We start from the raw sequence: 17,735 nt of genomic DNA, 5'->3' as shown, positions 1-17,735 counted from the left end.
TCTACCTCCCTATCGTTATTGTACATTGTCCTCTTCGTCAATTCCTTTGCGTAATGCATTCCAGGCCAGGGTGGCACATTTGATGCGTGCAGGGAACTTGTTCACACCGGATAGGGCTTCGAGATCTTCATAATCGTCGAAATCGACTTCTTCCCCTTTCATCAGTGAGGAAAAACGGTTAGCCATATCGAGAGCCTGCTCCATGGTTTTACCTTTAACCGCCTCAGACATCATCGATGCCGAAGACATGCTGATGGAACAGCCTTCGCCCGTATACTTGGCTTCCTGAACGATTCCGTCTTTCAGCATAAGCTGCAGTGAAATCCGGTCGCCACACGTTGGATTATTCAAATTCACCGTGACAGCGTCATTATCAAACGTTCCGCGGTTACGCGGGTTTTTGTAGTGATCCATTATAACACGCCGGTACAGATCATCAAGTTGCATCGCCAAAATACTCCTTTGTCTGGATTAAGGCGCTGACAAGCCGATCCACATCTTGTTCGTTATTGTATAGATAAAAACTGGCACGAGCTGTTGAGCTCACTTCAAGCCAGCGCATTAGCGGTTGACAGCAATGGTGTCCAGCACGAATAGCTACGCCACTCGCATCTAACACCGTTGCCACATCATGGGGGTGAACATCTCCCAAGTTAAAGGTTACGACACCGACATGCCGTTTAGCTGGTCCATAGATCGTAAGTCCATCAATTTCGGACAAACGTTCCGTAGCATAAGCTGCCAGCACGCCCTCATGATGCGCAATCTCATCCATGCCAATCTCTTCTAGGAAATCGATAGCAGCGCCCAAGCCTACCGCACCAGCGATAATTGGCGTTCCACCTTCGAATTTCCAAGGTAGCTCTTTCCAGTTTGATTCATACAATCCTACATCATCAATCATTTCACCGCCGAACTCAACCGGTTCCATGGACTCCAGCAGCGCCTTTTTGCCGTAAAGTGCACCGATTCCGGTTGGACCGCACATTTTATGGCCGGATAACGCATAGAAATCACAATCTAGATCCTGCACGTCCACCTTCATGTGCGGTGTGCTCTGTGCGCCATCAACCACGATGACCGCACCATTGCGGTGTGCAATTTCAGCAATTTGTTTCACGGGATGGACTAACCCCATCACATTGGATACGTACGCGATTGCTACAATTTTGGTATTGTTCGTAATCGTCTGCTCCACATCAGCCAATTCAATATGACCATCAGGCTGAAGTGGAATGTATTTCAATGTTGCACCTGTCTCCTTAGCCACTTGCTGCCAAGGAATCAGGTTGCTATGGTGCTCCATCTGCGTAATAACAATTTCGTCGCCTTCTTTGCAATTCGCGCGGGCATACGATGAAGCCACTAGGTTCAGGGCTGTCGTAGTCCCACGTGTGAATATGATCTCTTGCGTGCGACGTGCATTGATAAACTTAGCAACCTTCTCACGCGCGCCTTCATAAGCGTCTGTGGCACGGCTACCAAGGGTATGAACACCGCGGTGCACATTTGAGTTCTCATATTCATAATAATGCTTAACTGCTTCAATCACAGCACGAGGCTTCTGTGAAGTTGCAGCACTATCTAGATAAACGAGCGGATGTCCGTTAATTTCCTGGTGGAGGATCGGGAACTGCTCGCGAATGGATGGGTTCATTGTCCCAGCTTCTTCTCAATCAGGGACTGCAATTGGGTACGCAGTGCTTCCAAAGGAATATCCGCCACCACCGGTGCGAGGAAGCCATAAATGATCAGGCGTTCCGCATCCGTACGGTTAATCCCGCGCGACATCAAGTAATGGATCTGCTCCGCGTTCACTTGACCTACGGAAGCTGCGTGACCTGCTGTTACATCATCTTCATCGATCAGAAGGATCGGGTTGGCATCTCCACGTGCTTTAGGGCTCAGCATCAGTACTTTCTCTGTTTGCTGTCCATCCGCTCTTGTAGCACCTTTCTCGATCTTCGTAATACCGTTGATAATCGCAGAAGCTTCTTCACGCATAACCGCACGCGTAATCATTTGGCTTGGCGTATTTTTACCAAAGTGGCGAGCTTCTGTCGTGTAGTTTATCTTCTGTGAACCTGAACCGACAGCAATTACTTTGGAATCGGAGCTGGATCCATTCCCTTTGAGCACAGTCATCGTGTTGCTTGCTGTGTCACCATTGTTCATTTCACCAACGATCCATTCGATCGAGCCGTCGTTCTCTACCACTGCACGGCGGAAGGAAACGTCCGTTACGTTCACATTCAACTGATGTACTGTTGCGAAGCGTACTTTTGCACCGGATTTAACGAATACTTCCACAACTCCATTATGGAAAACAGGTGCGGACAGTTCACCGGATACATAGTTGTCTACATAAGTAACAGAGCTGTTTGCTTCAGCAACAACGAGCACGTGAGGTGCAAATGTTGCAGATGCATCATCTGTAAGCAATACGGCTTGCAATGGGATTTCAATCTCAACATTTTTTGGAACATAGAGGAAAACTCCACCATTCCAAAGTGCTGCATGTAGTGCCGCAATAGAATGCTCATCCGCTTTTACTGCTGTGCCCAGATACTGTTTTACCAGATCTCCATGTTCACGAACAGCTGATGCCAGATCTGTGAAGATTACGCCTTTTGCTGCCAAATCAGCAGACAGGTTGGAGTAGATTGTAGCAGAGTTACGTTGGATCACCAGACTACCTTCAGCTTGGTCTTGAACCAACTCTTTAATTGAAGCAGGTACTTCTTCCAAAGAAGTAATTGCTCCGTTCGTTTTATATGTGCCGTACTCGCTGATATTCCAGCGTTCAATTTTTTGCTTTTCCAGTTTAGGAAGCGCAAGCTCACTTGCAAGCTTCAAAGCCTCAAGCCGTTGCTCAGTCAACCAGCCGGGTTCATTATTGCTCTCCGACAGGGTACGAAGCGCTTCAGACTCAACCGGAAGAATTGTTTGTGTTGTCATGAAATGATCCTCCTCCGTTTTGTCTATTACGCTTCTTGACCTACAGTTTCGTCTGTAATTCCCAGTTCTGCTTTTACCCAGTCATAACCTTCAGCTTCCAGACGTTGAGCCAGCTCAGGTCCGCCGGATTTCACGATGCGACCTTGCATCATAACGTGAACATAGTCAGGTGTGATGTAGTTCAAGAGACGTTGATAGTGAGTGATAATCAAGAATCCACGATCTTCGCTCTTCATTGCATTTACACCGTCTGCAACAATTTTCAGAGCGTCGATGTCCAGACCGGAGTCGATCTCATCAAGTACTACGATTTTTGGATCAAGCAGCATCATTTGCAGAATTTCGTTACGTTTTTTCTCACCACCGGAGAAACCTTCATTCAGATAACGATGAGCAAACTCAGGATTCATATCGAGTTCTTTCATTTTACCTTCCATTTGACGAATGAACTTAATCAGGGAGATTTCGTTTCCTTCGCCACGACGTGCGTTGATTGCACTACGCAAGAAGTCGGAGTTCGTAACACCAGCAATTTCACTCGGATATTGCATTGCCAAGAACAAGCCAGCACGCGCGCGCTCATCTACGGCCATATCCAGTACATCTTCACCGTCAAGTGTTACTACACCGTCAGTTACCTCATATTTAGGATGTCCCATCAACGCGGAAGCCAGTGTAGATTTACCTGTTCCGTTTGGACCCATGATTGCGTGAATTTCTCCACCTTTCATTTCCAAGTTGATTCCTTTCAGGATTTCCTTACCTTCGATCGTCGCTTTCAGACCTTCAATGACGAAATTCGTAGCCATGTGTATTGTTTCCCTCCATTGATTAAATTGATGTTTGCTGTCGAAAACGAAAAAGCGCCTATTAATATCTGAACAGAGCTTCCTCTGAATTTCTTAGGGTACTGTAATCTGTAAAGCCAAGAACACTTTAGAATAATTCTAAACTGATTCTCATTGATTATCAAGTCATTTCCGAGAACTCTTGTCCTCTGGAGAAAACATTATTCTACCTGATTCTATAATAAAAGTAGGTTTGAATCAAATGAGAATACATCTTGACAGTATATAAACAGTGACAAAAATCACTGTAACTCATCTTTTGTCTTAGCATGTCCTCCTACAAAAAAAAGGACTTATCCATATGATGGACAAGCCCTTCTTGTCTTTATTCTTCATTTTTGAGCAATTCATTAACCTTCCGTACCTGTTCGTCAAAATCCGCAACGTCCATCACCGGCGTCATTTCGCTCGGCAAAGAACCATTCGGAATGGAAATCCATGAACGACAACCATTGTATTCTGACAAAATTGGAATTTCCATCGGTTCATTCAAACGGTACACACGCAGCAATAATACATGGAGCGGATCTTTTCGTTTCCACTTGAGGCGGTCTTCGGCAAAATCCGCAGTCCACATATGTAAATCTAGAAGTTTATCCAGCGTCTCCTGATCTCTAATCTCCACATCTTGCACCACTTCGGCATAAGAGGTGATGCGGATTGTCGAGGCTTCGGGCACCCATTCGGCCAATGATTCCTCAACATATGGATGATCAGAGGACTTGATCAGTTCTTTACGCTGATGTTCATAAGTCGGATACAGAACAAACGCTGGACTTTTCAGCTCAAAATGTCGAGTTTCCTCCACGATCCCGCCTTTACGCATCACCATAATTTGGCGACCGTCTTCTAAAGCCTTGATCGTGGAAGCCCACTCTTTTAATGCCGGTATATTGTTACCTATCATATGCTCCCCTCCCCGAATCGGTCTTGTCAGCAGTATAGACGTTAATGCGCCTACCTGACAACTCTCCATAACGTAGGAAAGGCGACGATTCGTGTACTAGTACATACTCAGGTACTATAGTAATGGTTAATAAACGATGTCTTAGCCCAAGAAAGAGCGAAGCATCCACATATGTTTCTCCAGATCTGCTTTGAATCCTGTCAGCATATCTGATGTAGGTTGGTCTTCAGCAGCATCTGCCGCTTCAATACCTTCTTGATATTCGTTAGACAGCGTTGCGAAATCCTCGATCAGATTCTGCACCATCTGTTTCGCGTCTTCCCCGCCCGCTGCTTCTTGAATAGAAGAAAGCTCCAGATATTCTTTCATTGTAGCTGCTGGGCTGCCTTTGAGTGTAAGAATACGCTCAGCAATTTCATCCATTTGTACAGTCACTTCATTATAGAACTCTTCAAATTTAACGTGCAACGTGAAGAAATTTGGGCCTTTTACATACCAGTGATAGTTATGAATTTTGACGTAAAGGACGTTCAAGTTTGCCACTTGACGATTAAGTAATTGTTCAACTGTTTTTGTTTGATTTGTTTTGTTAGTTGTAGCCATTTGAATCCCATCCTTTATTTAAAGTTAGTCCATTATACGAGAAAGCAGAGTCATTCTGCCTCTGTATAACAGAGATTTAGCTAGTCGGCACCGCTGCTTGCGGGAAGCCTTGTCGGGCGTTTTACTTCAACCGTCCGGCCTATTTGTTTTTACCCTCGTCCCTGAAGTGTGAAACAAGATTGACATCGCCGGTATCAAAAAAAGGGTACAAAAGCCGAGCTAATTCCGATATACTGACATATACCAAGCAAAGAAGTGGGTTTTCCTGTTTCTTCATATATATGGAGGTGGCATTCTTGTCCCAATATCACCCTTTAACACCCCAGGAAGCAATCGAATTGGCGCGAACATTACCTGATCCGTTTACGGCAGATTCGAATCTAGAATGTCGTGAGATCGGTGACGGCAATCTGAATTTGGTTTTCCATATCACAGATCAGAACTCCGATAAAAGTATCATTATCAAACAGGCGCTTCCTTATGCGAAAGTCGTAGGAGAATCATGGCCATTGTCTCTTGTACGAGCTCGCATTGAGCGTGAAATTCTTCAGGAAGAGTATCGTCTCTGCCCGGGAATGGTGCCTGAGGTGTATCATTACGATGACGATCTTGCATTAACGGTAATGGAGGATCTGAGTGATCATGTGATTATGCGCAAAGGTCTTATCGAGGGTACAAGCTATCCGCTTTTCGCACAACACATCGGTGAATTTATGGCAAGAACGCTCTTCTTTACTTCAGACCTCGGCATGAACCAACAACTGAAGAAAGAAAAACAAGGTCGATTTATCAATCCAGATCAGTGTAAAATAACCGAGGATTTGATATTCGATGAGCCCTATCGGATCGCTGAGAAAAATAATTATGAAGCAGCTATCGAGGACGAGGCTGAGGCGCTTCGTACGGATGGAGAACTGCACTTGGAAGTCGCTTTATTGCGCGAGAAATTTCTAACTCATGGTGAAGCGCTCCTTCATGGCGACCTGCACACAGGCAGTATTTTTGTAACACCGGAATCCACTAAAGTCATTGATCCTGAGTTTGCCTATTACGGGCCGATGGGCTTCGATATTGGTGCAGTGATTGCGAACCTGTTGCTTAATTATGCTTCCCTTCCAGGATCGATCAAAGATAGCCAAGCACTTCAAGAGCGTGAAGCTATGCTGCTAGACATGGTTCGGGACGTCTGGACTGAATTTGAGAGCCGTTTCCGTGCACTGTGGGTGAATGATCTGGTTGACCCTATGGCAAAAGCGCCTGGATATCAAGACCACTATGTACAAAAAGTTTTCCGAGATACGGCTGGCTTCGCCGGTGCGAAAATGGTACGCCGGATTGTTGGTCTTGCACACGTAGCGGATATCGATACCATTGAAGATGCAACAGAACGTGAACGCGCACAGCGCAAAGCACTTGCCATCGGTAAAGCTCTAATTAAGAGCAATCGTCGCTTGAACACCATCGGAGAACTGTTAGACACCGTGTCTACAGCTGTCTCTGCACTTAAATCATAAATTTAGTAAAACGGAGGCACACCCATGACAACTTCTGAACACCAGCCTTTGTCCTCCCTTATATGGAAACAGGACAAGCTTGAAATGCTTGACCAGCGTCTTCTACCCGAGACCATTCTGATGCTGAAGCTGTACACTCCCGAGGAAGTATGGGAAGCCATTCACTCCATGAAAGTACGTGGAGCTCCTGCGATCGGAATTGCTGCTGCATTCGGCGTCGTTCTAGGCGCTAAAGCCTATGATGGATTAGCTACACCAGGCTGGCTGGATCATGTAAAATCTATCTGTGCTCACTTGGCAACATCTCGTCCAACGGCAGTGAATCTGTTCTGGGCGTTGGATCGTATGATGCAAAAGGCCAATGAGCTTGCAGAAGCTGGCACATCGATTGAAGATGGTAATGCAGCGCTTGAAGCCGAAGCTCTTCTCATTCAAAAAGAAGACGAAGAAGTATGCCGTATGATCGGTGAAAATGCACTCCCACTGTTCGAGGATGGTATGGGTGTATTGACGCACTGTAATGCGGGTGGACTCGCGACAGCCAAATACGGCACAGCAACTGCACCGATGTATCTCGCTCAAGAACGCGGTATTAACCTTAAAGTCTTTGCGGACGAAACTCGTCCTGTACTGCAAGGTGCACGCCTGACTGCATTCGAATTGCAACAGGCTGGCATTGACGTTACACTGCTCTGTGATAACATGGCCGGAATGGTCATGTCGAAGGGATGGATTCAAGCCGTTATCGTCGGCACAGATCGTGTGGCTGCGAATGGCGATGTAGCAAACAAAATCGGAACGTACAGCGTTGCAGTGCTTGCCAAAGCCCATAACATTCCGTTTTATGTAGCTAGCCCACTGTCCACCATTGACCTGTCTACACCATCTGGCGATCTTATTCCAATTGAAGAGCGTGCAGCAGAGGAAGTTACAGAAGGTTTTGGCAAACGTACCGCACCGCAAGGTGTTAAAGTATTTAACCCAGCCTTCGATGTCACTCCGAACGAATACGTCACAGCCATCATTACGGAAAAAGGTGTCGTACGTGCGCCATTCAAAGAGAATCTGGCTGCATTGTTTGCTAAAGAAGAAGCTTAATTTTTATTTTTGAATTAAGTTAATGAAATAATCGATTCGTTCAAAAAAGAAATGGCTCCCTTGAGGTTCTGAAGGGAGCCATTTTAATGTTCAAGCGAATCGTTTAATCCATAGAGTAGTACACCATATAGTCTTGGCAGCAACGCATGACTGGTCAACGTGATGAGCCAAAATCATTACACCGTGTGGGTCAGATCATTTTCAATAACGCATCTACACCCGTCATGCCAACTGTAATTCCCATAGCTTCGGCTTCCGTTGTCACCGATTCCATCGGAGCATGCAGTAATTGTTCCAGTGTACGCACACCTACTGCCCGAGCTGCAATAATTTTGCGATCTCCCAGCACCTCATTAAGTAATCCCACATCAAGTGCTCCGCACATGATATACCCCTTGGATGTATTAATCGTAAGCAGCGTTGTTTTGGGTAGCTTCACTTCCACTCCCACCAACACATGTTCTCCAACCACAATCGGCTCCATCGTCACCATAATCTTCCGATCCACCTCCTCTTCCGCAGGTCAAGATAATTGTATGCCTCGCCCTGAAGAGTCGTGTGGACACTTGCCGTGTATCGAGAAAATGGCTTAATAAACCCTTAAGGGGTGCTAACGATATTAGTATCTACCGCAGCTCTAAAATTACATATGAGCTATGGACATATGAATATGGATGTGATTATCTTTATTTCATTAAATGGAATATTAGATTCCATTTCTATTAAAATGTTCTATTTTATTTGTTCGGCCAAAAGGAATATGTAGTTCTACACACATATTCCTGATAAACTATTTTTGCAACTTACATACCAAAATGAAGGAGTATTTGAAGCATGAAAAGGAAGTTAGTTTTTGCTATGTTAGCCACTATTTTAATTAGCAATGGAGATGGAGTAGCCTGTGAAAAAAAATAAACTAAACAAGATACTGAACGTTATACTTTGTTTCTCTATAGTATATACTGTTGTTCCACTCTCTTTACTACAATCTAAAGTAGAAGCTGCTGCTAAAAAGGAGAGTACTGCAGCAGAAAAAGTGGCGTATTACCAAAAACAAATCAAGAAACTTAGACAGTTGATCGCTAAGTTAGAGATTGAACGTAGTATAATGGTTAATGGTTCAAAAGAACATATAGCAAATCTCAAGCAGATAAAGAAATACACTGAGCAAATCATATATTATTCAGAGAAGATCCTTGAACTATATAAGTAATATACAAGCACTCGGCTGGGTTGAGGTGCTTCTTATCTTCTAACAGAAGGGTTCTACCAAACTTTCTTGGCAACCCACCTGAACTGTGCAAACATGTTTAAAGTCTAGATTTAAAAATACTTATTACAAATGATTTTCTCCAAAAGTATTTTCCTGTCGTGATCTGACCAGTTTAGTTTTTAAAAGAATTGTCCGATTTCATGTGAAATTTATGGAAGAAAAGTTAATATAATAGTATAATTATAGATAAGTGCTTTTTGCACAAAAAACAATTGAGAGTAGTGGTATGATGAGTAAATTAAAAAAAGTAGGCTATTTAACTTTGGGTGTTGTTTTGGGAGCGTCTCTTACGGTATCGGTTCCAGCCTTAGCCGCTACAGCAAAAACAATTCAAGCTAAGATTAACAACTCTGTGTCAGTAGTCGTAAACGGTAAAAAGATGAATTTGCAGCCAATTACTTACCAAAATTTAAACTACTTACCTGTTGGTGATATTGGCAGAGCATTGAATGCTAATGTTAGTTTTGATAAGAGTATGAATGTAATTAATATTGAGGGCAAAGAGGAGAGTAAATCTAATACGTCGACGAAGGTAAGCACAGATGAGTACGTAAAACTGGATGGAACAGCCTTGAAACTGAGCTTAAATCAAAAAGAGTATGGTTTAGCAAGCGCTACTGCAATCTATATTGATGGAAACACTCCATATATTGTCTATAATTCTGATGTTATTGATCTTATTGTATCAATCGCTTCTAATGATTATTTCATTTATGAAACAAATAATGACAATCCTGATTTTGTAACAGCAACCCATTTCGCAAATGGATACAAGTATGTCGATATAATTGAGAAACAAAAGTCATACAGACTTAAAAATTCTGAGGATAACAAATCATATGATATTGTATTGAATAGCAACTCTAGTGTAGGTGTAGTTTACGACAAGGAATCAAAGAACTATCTTATTTCAATCAATGATGTGTTCAAAAAATTAGGACTGAACATGGAAGCTAAGTATGAATCTCAACAACAAGAAGTAATTTTAAAATTTAAATAGATGTTAGTTTAGATACATATTCTAAGAGTGAATTCTAGAGTCCAGCCTCCTAATAATTTTGAACCAGCTAAAGCTATTGCAATAAATTAATCGGTCGAAGATATTCGCAAACTTAATTTAGTACTAACACATACAATAAAAGCTACCTCCTAATTGAGGTAGCTTTTCATTTGACTTAACCTGAAGCATACTAAGAATTCATCACTACATTGATGTCAAAATCCAGAAGGTTGTCAGTACAAAAAATACTAATATGCGTATTTCCAAAGGAACTATGGCTACTGCAATATATTTTCGATCTTGAGGGAGCGAAAATATAGTAACAACTCCTATAGGTACTATAATTGCAAGAAGAATAAGATACTTTCCCCAATGCTTCTTCATAAGAATCCCCTCCTTATCCAATGAGTAAGATCAATTTACTTTCAAATTAGCAAAAGCTTTTAATCTTTTTATCAATTAATCATGAGAAATTTTTATCAAAACAATTCTCAGACTCACATTTAATTTTATACCATGGATAACCATATTCCGTGATGTGTGAATGGATCAATAGACGATTGCCGCAACGAATACAGTTCCGTTCAGTTAGATCCCCATTTTTATACACCTGAAGATATGCTTCCGCTAACTTTACCTCTTCAATGATCATTTCAAGTGCCGCCTCACTAATGTCAAAAGAATTCATGTCCCCTCTCGTAGCATAGATGGTCTTAGGGAAACCTCCAAATCCTCCAACCAGTTCATGGTGATGGGTACTAATTCGTCCACCACCTCTTTCAAATAATGTTATGATCGGTTCATAGATGTCTGGGTACTGTAATACAAAACTATTTTTTCATCAAGCAGAGAGCACCATCGCAGATAATGCATACTTAATAGCTTTATAATCATGAGATCAATATCTTTAAAATTAGGAAAATCGACTACGAAGTTGTCCCATGCATCATCAGGAATTCGATAACCAATTAACCAATCCATTCCCACATAAATGCTAGTGGATTCTTTGGAGAGATGCTGCAAAAAAACGCCCACCCTACGGTAGTATTCAGCAATCAATGTGGCATCTGCAGCATACTCCCCTTTAGTTCTTACTTCTTCGTATCTTTTCTGCGAGATTCCAATATATAGGTTAGGGTCAATATTTCTTATTCTATTCGCCGCTAATTCGTAATAACTCATCTGTTCATCTCCATCAATTTCTAAATGTTCTTTCATAGTCTTCAAAACGTATCTTTCGAATTTGATTACTATACACATCTATAACTCTACTGAATCACCAGTCATTACAAACTTTATATACAAATAACATGGCTAAAAAGTAAAAATAATTGCCCCTTCAATCACCATGATTCTGACCGATTCTTCCATAGCATTTTCTCCGCCTTGACACTATGATTATTGCCACATTAATGATATAGTAGGTTAGACGTATTATGGTATTCACATATATTTAAACGGGGCTGGGATGAATGAAAGAAACCATATCCAACGAAGAAGAAATCGGCTATCTATTCAACGTCGATATTCTGATTAAGAACCGCTCAAATGCACTGGCACTGCAGTCCCTGTTGGAGCTCATGAACAAAGAGGAACAGATTGCGGACTTCCGGATTCAATCCGGTATAGAGCTTGGCAAGATTATTGAAGCGACAATTCAATCTAGAAAAGAATCCATTACGACTCTACACAATGGACGAAAAAAAGCTCAGGACAGTACGGTACAGAAAAGCGCTTCAACGAATGCTTCTTCTGCTCCAGTCAAAAAAGAGCAACCTAAAGATGTCAATCCTAAGAAGGAATCATCCGAGCCTTCTCAGATCGGAAACTCGTTTGATGAATGGATCGACACACTGATCAAGGAAAATCGCCTGACACGCATTGTTGTAAACAACAAGAATGGTAAACATCAAAGTATCCCTTGCCGCATTTTAAATTTTGATCGGGATAATAACATAGTAAGCATTTACCATGTTGATGAGAAGCAGGTTTATTCATTCAGAACCAATGAAATTGATGAGTTTTTGTAAAAAACAACAAAGTATAATCAAAAGCAGCCTGCATGGAAATCCCATAACATTTCCATGCAGGCTGCTTTTTTTTAAAACATTGTGTATGCGCATCAGTTTAATGAAGTATTCCATATTACAGTGGTTTTTCAAGGGAAGCGTGGTAGCATCCTTAAGTAGTTTAGGATCGTCCCTTACCTCGTTGCCACACGTCTAACGCGAACAGCAGCCAACCCGTAATAAAAGCTACACCACCAATTGGAGTAATGGCGCCTAATATTTTGATCCCGGTTGTACTGAGTACATATAAGCTACCAGAGAACACAATGATACCAATTAGCAGAAGACGTGCCGACCATTTAAGCTTCGTCGACTCCCCTAGTTGTCCTGCTGTAAGTCCAACAATCAGCAAAGCGATGGCGTGGATCATATGGTACTGTACACCCGTTTCATAGGTAGCAAGGGCTTTGGCATCAATATGCTCCTTCACAATATGTGCACCGAACGCACCAATCGCCACAGACAGCATCGTAAGTATCGCGCCCAGCATCATCCATTTACGTTGCATTTCCCTTTCTCTCCCTTTAAGTTCATAGTTTGCACTATGTTTTATTGTACCCGAATCTCACTATCGTTTGCCAGTTAGCTGGCTAACTGAACGTACTCGCCTAATTGGGTTGTATATAACAATTCACTCGATAACACTAGCGAAAGTGCAGAGATATCTTGATTTTTATCGACTTTTATGGAAAAGTAAAAAGGTGTGCTTTTTGAAACCAACTCAAGAATCACTACGTTTAAATAAGGGTAATAACATGCATTAACTAATCAGCAGGATAGGAGGGAAATCATAAAATATGAATAATAACCATACGAATGAACCACATTCATACGATAACAACTCATTCACACCATACCCAGAAGAACCGAACACCATCCGATTGAAACAATCCGGTCCGGGATTGCTAGCTTTATACTTGGACTAGTTGCTCTGTTTGCTTATATTTTAACGTTCTTCTTCGCTGCGATGGCGCTGAGCAGCTCACTTGGTTCGTTCACCCCTGCGAATGTTGAGGAAATCGCTTTTCATCCTGCGGTCGTGCTTGCTTCACTCTCCATCTTGGTTTGCCTCATCCTCAATTTGGCTGGGCTTATCGTTGGTGTCATTGGTCTTGTGCTCAAAAATCGGAAGAAAATCTTCGCCATCATCGGAACGATACTTAATGGTATTTTGATTTTGGCCTTTGCCGGACTGATTGTAGCGGGGATGTTCCTGACGTAATCGAATCACACAGACATTGCTTGTCTCATACAGCAGCATCATACATGTTGCAAACATCAAACGAATGACATAAACTTTTTGTTCAAATTATCATATCCAAAGGAGATCAACATGTCACGAATCAAAATTTTCACAGACAGCACCAGCGATCTGACCCCATCGTGGATCCAAACGTATGACGTTGGAATTATTCCGCTCTATGTTGTATTTGGCGAGGAATCATTGAAAGACGGTGTTGAGATTAAACCTGAGCAGCTATATGAACGTGTAAGCAGGGATGGACGCCTCCCCAAAACGGCTGCGCCTTCTCCAGCAGACTTCATGACAGCTTTTCAGCCATACATAGACCAAGGGACGATATTCTGTACATCAGCTTATCCTCCGAACTTTCATCTACATATCAAAATGCACTCCTCGCCAGCTCCGAATTCCCGGGAGGCCGAATTTCTGTTGTGGATTCCTTGAATCTCTCGTCCGGAATCGGACTGCTTGTTATGAAAGCAATTCATGCAGCGCAGAATGGTCAAACACTACAGGAGATCACTCATCTGATCGAGGCTCTCAAGCCCAATGTACGAACTGAATTTGTCATTGATACCCTGGAGTATTTACATAAGGGCGGTCGATGCTCTGGCATGCAAAATCTGATTGGCAGTCTGTTGAAGATTCGTCCAGTGATTCGCGTAACGGATGGAAAAATGGCTCCTGCTTACAAAGTTCGTGGTAAACGCGAAAAGGCTCTGGAGCAAATGCTACAGAACACGCTAAGCAATAAAGAGCAGATCGACAAGGATCTGATTATCGTTGTGCATACGATGGCAGAGGAAGATGCGCTTGACTTGCAAAAATCACTTCAGGAACAGACCGGTGCCCGCGTCGAGCTAGCTACCGCAGGATGTGTGATCTGTAGTCATTGTGGCCCCAAAACGATTGGTATTATTTATAATACTGCATTGTAACATCCGAAGGTTACATCATAGGTGACATGAACACTGCTTCTATATCGCTTTTATATTTACAGATTAAAGGGCATCCTTAGCTATAACTAAGGATGCCCTTTGGCATTCAAACGATATACTATTTTGCTGAACGCTATGTTAAGGTACAACTGCTCACAACCGCAAAGTGCTCCATAAACAAAGCATAGCCTCTTTCAACATCGCGCTTAAACTCTTTTTTAACTACAGTTTATTAGTAGCTTTTGGTTTTGAGATCATTCAAGTGTTTAAAAACATATCCTTGCCGACGCGCTTCATCAATAATGGAACTGAGTGCTTCTGTATTATCTTTGGAAACCGAGTGTAACAGAATAACCGCTCCTGGATGCAACTGCTTCAGCACCTGCTGACGTGCATAGTCCGCGCCACGTTGTACATTGGTATCCCAGTCTTTGTACGCCACAGACCAGAATACATTCACATAACCCTGTGCGCGACTCTCTGCAAGCGTGCGAGCGTTGAAAATACCTCGCGGCGGACGCAAGAAACTCACCTGTTGTCCAGTCAAGCGGTTGATCTCAGACTTGACCTGATCCAGCTCTGTTCGGATCTTATCATTCGAGATTCTGGTCATGTCTGGATGGCTCCAGGAATGATTGCCGACCACATGGCCTTCAGTTGCCATTCGCTTCACAAGCTCAGACTGATCCTTCAGATAATGTCCTGTAACAAAGAAGGCCGCAGGCACTTTTTTATCCCGAAGTACATCCAGTATTGCTGGTGTAAACCCATTTTCATATCCATTATCGAACGTGAGATACAATTCTTTTTGCTTGGTATCTCCCAAGAAAATGGCATCATTTTGCTCCAAGATCGCTTTAAAACCTTCCTGATCGATTGAAGGCAACTGCCCATTTTGACTTTTTTTGAATCCGAAATGATATGCTCCGTTCACCGGCGATGCTTCAATCTGTGCCGGCAGCGTGCCGGTTGCTACTACTATTGCTAACAGCACGTAAAGCACCAATCGCTTCATTCAATTCGCCCCTGTTCCTGAGTATTGTTTATATTCCTAGTACAAACACCTACAGGTAATATGCCTCAGGGACAGCAAATATATGTATTTTGGTTCTTAGTAACGATATATCGCTTCGTGAATATATTCACCGAATTGCTGAATTTCCTCACCGGTTTGGAAGGAAAACTGGCACTGGTTAACCCCTTTTTTAATCATAGTAAATTGAATTATCTCTTCAGAACACATCACGTTGAGGTCAATATCCATCACATCGGATAACCTTATAGTCATTCCGGATTCACTCAGCGGATGAAAGGAACTGTGCTCCATCCAAGTTTGCAACCGGAGCAGGTCTTGAATATCGAGGTGAAACTCATATATGGCTCCCCCGCACCTGATCCTCTATGAACTGTTTCTGCATCATGACGATATGGAATCCGCGGCCTATAATTTCATACTCAAACTGTGTTGCTGTTTGTGGAGAATACAACGTCACACGTTCTTGGCAGCGACGGTCTTCATCCTCTTGCCCACTTAACATAGCCAATTGTTCCGTAATGAATCTAAGAATAGCGGCCAGATCTTCTCCATTTGTCTCAAGTGTACAGTCATCCATTTGTAACTGCATTCCAAGCTGATCTTGTCCTATTTTTCGAATAACTAATTTGCGTTTAACGTCATCATTGCATTTTACTCGTAGGGAAGAAGGAAACCTGTGCTCTTGCGCCCTCTTTCGGGTCAACAACCTTTGCAGCTTCTGCAATTGCTTATTCTCCATAACAAAAGCATATGCACCTGCTGCATGTAAAGCTTCGTATGTATGTGCCAGATTAAACAATAGGCCTCGCTTGATTGGAGCGATCTGCATATAGGTTTCTTGATTTTGCTGTGAATACCATCTCGTAATACTAACTTTCATACAAAGAAACCTCCACCTAAGCTGTTGTTGCTGCGAGCCTTTGAACCGATTCAGCCTCCTCATAGTATAGCAAAAAAAGAGTCCCTCGGAGCCTGAGATTCCGATGACTCTTTCTCGTTAATTAAGCACTAACTTGAGCTTTCTCCACCTCTTGTAAACTTGTGCTCTTGGTGTGCTCTGTCCTAATCCATACACGCTTCGTAAAGGTAACCAACGCCCACATAAATAAAGGAATGTAGGAGTAACTAATGAACAGCAGACTTGCATAGGATTTAAATAGATTGATCTTGTGAGATGCGTCTCTGAGCGCAATACCGATATATATGACATTAAATAGAATCATCGCCCCATATAACCACATCGGCACAAATGGATCATACAATTGATCTCCAAACACCAGAGAGATATAAAACATCATACTCATCGCTGTAGCGACAACTACTTTCCCAGGGTTAAGCAGATACATCGCACCATCGATCGCAGACATATCACGCTTCGTGATACCTCGCCAGATTAGAGGAAAAGCATATTTGAAACATACGTCCCAGTGCCCCTTGCCCAACGTAAACGTTGAACACAACTGAACCAAAAATTCGTTGGTTTCTCGTCATACACTTTGGCGTAATGAGACCAATGGGTTTTAACACCTTTCAACAATGCCTGCATCGTGAACTCCAGATCTTCCGTTAAGCTGCGCGCAGTCCAACCAATCTCGTTAAACAATTGGCGTTCAACGCAGAATCCTGTACCACCAATTGCATTTCCCAGACCCAATCGAGATTTGGCTAACTGCCAGGAGCGATTCATCATATAATAGCTGGTTGCGTAAGACATGGTGATAAAATTATCCTTGGGATTCTTCGTATCCAAATAACATTGAATGATCCGGTGACCTGCGATGAGATGGTTATTCATTTCTTTGAGATAGTTCGGAGTTACCAAGTTATCTGCATCGAAAACGCAAATTCCTTCATAATCATCCAGGTCGATCATATCTAGTGCATATTTCATTGCATATGGCTTGCCTTTAGGTTCACCGGGCATATAATAGTGCTCCAGCACAATGACTCCCTTTTCCCGACCAATATCGGCGGTTAGATCAGAACAATTATCGGCAATAAGGCAGATATCGAACAGCTCCGCTGGATAATCAATCATCTTCAAATTATCTAGTAGATCTCCGATTACAACCTCCTCATTATGAGCAGGAACAAGCAGCAAGAACCGACTCTTAGGAGCACGCATTTCCATCGGTTTTGCTTTACCGAATCCAAACAATGAGATGATAAACCAGTACCCAAACCAGATTAAAATCACGACCTGCAGCGCGATCAAAATTGAACTTAACATGCTCCCTGTGATCTCTCC

21 protein-coding genes and 1 pseudogene are annotated in these 17,735 nt (G+C 42.7%); 8 read left to right on the top strand and 14 right to left on the bottom strand.

Annotated features, from left to right (window positions below; all coding sequences use genetic code 11):
- Positions 1-15: 15 nt before the first annotated feature.
- The 6 genes from sufU to DMB88_RS09385 form a co-directional block, all read right to left on the bottom strand.
- Entirely contained in the window at positions 16-447 is a 432-nt protein-coding gene (gene sufU / locus DMB88_RS09410) for a Fe-S cluster assembly sulfur transfer protein SufU (RefSeq protein WP_056698341.1), read from the bottom strand.
- Positions 437-1,657, bottom strand: coding sequence for a cysteine desulfurase (locus tag DMB88_RS09405; RefSeq protein ID WP_128101143.1), 1,221 nt, complete (start codon positions 1,655-1,657; stop codon positions 437-439). The genes sufU and DMB88_RS09405 overlap by 11 nt, the downstream gene beginning before the upstream one ends.
- A complete protein-coding gene (sufD, locus tag DMB88_RS09400; RefSeq protein WP_128101142.1) occupies positions 1,654-2,958 on the bottom strand; it encodes a Fe-S cluster assembly protein SufD in 1,305 nt (434 codons plus the stop codon). Before sufD ends, DMB88_RS09405 begins: the two co-directional genes overlap by 4 nt.
- Positions 2,959-2,984: 26 nt before the next feature.
- A complete protein-coding gene (sufC, locus tag DMB88_RS09395) occupies positions 2,985-3,767 on the bottom strand; it encodes a Fe-S cluster assembly ATPase SufC (RefSeq protein ID WP_056698351.1) in 783 nt (260 codons plus the stop codon).
- Positions 3,768-4,131: 364 nt separating this feature from the next.
- Positions 4,132-4,713, bottom strand: coding sequence for a DUF1802 family protein (locus tag DMB88_RS09390; RefSeq protein WP_128101141.1), 582 nt, complete (start codon positions 4,711-4,713; stop codon positions 4,132-4,134).
- Between the two features lie 141 nt (positions 4,714-4,854).
- Positions 4,855-5,316 carry a Dps family protein gene (locus DMB88_RS09385; protein WP_056698356.1) on the bottom strand — a complete coding sequence of 154 codons (462 nt, stop codon included), beginning with the start codon at positions 5,314-5,316 and terminating at the stop codon, positions 4,855-4,857.
- A 296-nt stretch (positions 5,317-5,612) separates the two neighbouring features.
- On the opposite strand from DMB88_RS09385, the gene mtnK reads away from it, so the two are divergent.
- Both mtnK and mtnA read left to right on the top strand, forming a co-directional pair.
- A complete protein-coding gene (gene mtnK / locus DMB88_RS09380) occupies positions 5,613-6,830 on the top strand; it encodes an S-methyl-5-thioribose kinase (protein ID WP_128101140.1) in 1,218 nt (405 codons plus the stop codon).
- Between the two features lie 24 nt (positions 6,831-6,854).
- Positions 6,855-7,928, top strand: coding sequence for an S-methyl-5-thioribose-1-phosphate isomerase (gene mtnA, locus DMB88_RS09375; protein ID WP_128101139.1), 1,074 nt, complete (start codon positions 6,855-6,857; stop codon positions 7,926-7,928).
- Between the two features lie 190 nt (positions 7,929-8,118).
- On the opposite strand, the gene DMB88_RS09370 is transcribed toward mtnA, so the two are convergent.
- Positions 8,119-8,421, bottom strand: a complete 303-nt coding sequence (locus tag DMB88_RS09370; RefSeq protein WP_056698365.1) for a YunC family protein — start codon at positions 8,419-8,421, stop codon at positions 8,119-8,121.
- Positions 8,422-8,829: 408 nt separating this feature from the next.
- Between DMB88_RS09370 and DMB88_RS09365 the strand changes: the two genes are divergently transcribed.
- Both DMB88_RS09365 and DMB88_RS09360 read left to right on the top strand, forming a co-directional pair.
- Entirely contained in the window at positions 8,830-9,141 is a 312-nt protein-coding gene (locus tag DMB88_RS09365; protein WP_128101138.1) for a hypothetical protein, read from the top strand.
- 286 nt (positions 9,142-9,427) lie between these two features.
- A complete protein-coding gene (locus tag DMB88_RS09360) occupies positions 9,428-10,201 on the top strand; it encodes a hypothetical protein (RefSeq protein ID WP_128101137.1) in 774 nt (257 codons plus the stop codon).
- Positions 10,202-10,405: 204 nt separating this feature from the next.
- Here DMB88_RS09360 and DMB88_RS09355 read toward each other — a convergent pair whose 3' ends face one another.
- Positions 10,406-10,585 carry a hypothetical protein gene (locus DMB88_RS09355; RefSeq protein ID WP_128101136.1) on the bottom strand — a complete coding sequence of 60 codons (180 nt, stop codon included), beginning with the start codon at positions 10,583-10,585 and terminating at the stop codon, positions 10,406-10,408.
- A gap of 405 nt (positions 10,586-10,990) precedes the next feature.
- Positions 10,991-11,383, bottom strand: coding sequence for a hypothetical protein (locus tag DMB88_RS30955; RefSeq protein WP_254438516.1), 393 nt, complete (start codon positions 11,381-11,383; stop codon positions 10,991-10,993).
- Positions 11,384-11,673: 290 nt separating this feature from the next.
- On the opposite strand from DMB88_RS30955, the gene DMB88_RS09345 reads away from it, so the two are divergent.
- Complete coding sequence (locus tag DMB88_RS09345) at positions 11,674-12,231, top strand: hypothetical protein (RefSeq protein WP_128101135.1); 558 nt, start codon at positions 11,674-11,676, stop codon at positions 12,229-12,231.
- A gap of 160 nt (positions 12,232-12,391) precedes the next feature.
- On the opposite strand, the gene DMB88_RS09340 is transcribed toward DMB88_RS09345, so the two are convergent.
- Positions 12,392-12,778 carry a DUF423 domain-containing protein gene (locus DMB88_RS09340; RefSeq protein ID WP_128101134.1) on the bottom strand — a complete coding sequence of 129 codons (387 nt, stop codon included), beginning with the start codon at positions 12,776-12,778 and terminating at the stop codon, positions 12,392-12,394.
- Positions 12,779-13,067: 289 nt separating this feature from the next.
- On the opposite strand from DMB88_RS09340, the gene DMB88_RS31715 reads away from it, so the two are divergent.
- From DMB88_RS31715 to DMB88_RS09330, 3 genes and pseudogenes are all read left to right on the top strand, one after another.
- Positions 13,068-13,196: a hypothetical protein gene (locus tag DMB88_RS31715; protein ID WP_302476285.1), complete on the top strand. Its 129-nt coding sequence runs from the start codon at positions 13,068-13,070 to the stop codon at positions 13,194-13,196.
- Between the two features lie 41 nt (positions 13,197-13,237).
- Complete coding sequence (locus DMB88_RS09335) at positions 13,238-13,492, top strand: hypothetical protein (RefSeq protein ID WP_128101133.1); 255 nt, start codon at positions 13,238-13,240, stop codon at positions 13,490-13,492.
- Between the two features lie 111 nt (positions 13,493-13,603).
- Positions 13,604-14,451 (top strand): annotated as a pseudogene (locus DMB88_RS09330) (DegV family protein).
- A gap of 232 nt (positions 14,452-14,683) precedes the next feature.
- On the opposite strand, the gene pdaA reads toward DMB88_RS09330, so the two are convergent.
- The 4 genes from pdaA to DMB88_RS09310 all read right to left on the bottom strand — a co-directional run bounded on the left by pdaA (position 14,684) and on the right by DMB88_RS09310 (position 17,717).
- Positions 14,684-15,466, bottom strand: coding sequence for a delta-lactam-biosynthetic de-N-acetylase (gene pdaA, locus DMB88_RS09325; protein ID WP_128101132.1), 783 nt, complete (start codon positions 15,464-15,466; stop codon positions 14,684-14,686).
- 355 nt (positions 15,467-15,821) lie between these two features.
- On the bottom strand, positions 15,822-16,367 hold the full coding sequence (locus DMB88_RS09320) for a hypothetical protein (protein WP_128101131.1): 546 nt from the start codon (positions 16,365-16,367) through the stop codon (positions 15,822-15,824).
- 121 nt (positions 16,368-16,488) lie between these two features.
- Positions 16,489-16,854: a hypothetical protein gene (locus DMB88_RS09315; protein WP_128101130.1), complete on the bottom strand. Its 366-nt coding sequence runs from the start codon at positions 16,852-16,854 to the stop codon at positions 16,489-16,491.
- 26 nt (positions 16,855-16,880) lie between these two features.
- Positions 16,881-17,717: a glycosyltransferase family 2 protein gene (locus tag DMB88_RS09310; protein WP_164848653.1), complete on the bottom strand. Its 837-nt coding sequence runs from the start codon at positions 17,715-17,717 to the stop codon at positions 16,881-16,883.
- Between the last annotated feature and the right edge of the window lie 18 nt (positions 17,718-17,735).

Source organism: Paenibacillus sp. DCT19 (assembly GCF_003268635.1).
Lineage (GTDB): Bacteria > Bacillota > Bacilli > Paenibacillales > Paenibacillaceae > Paenibacillus.
This window is presented reverse-complemented; position numbering and strand designations above follow the sequence as displayed.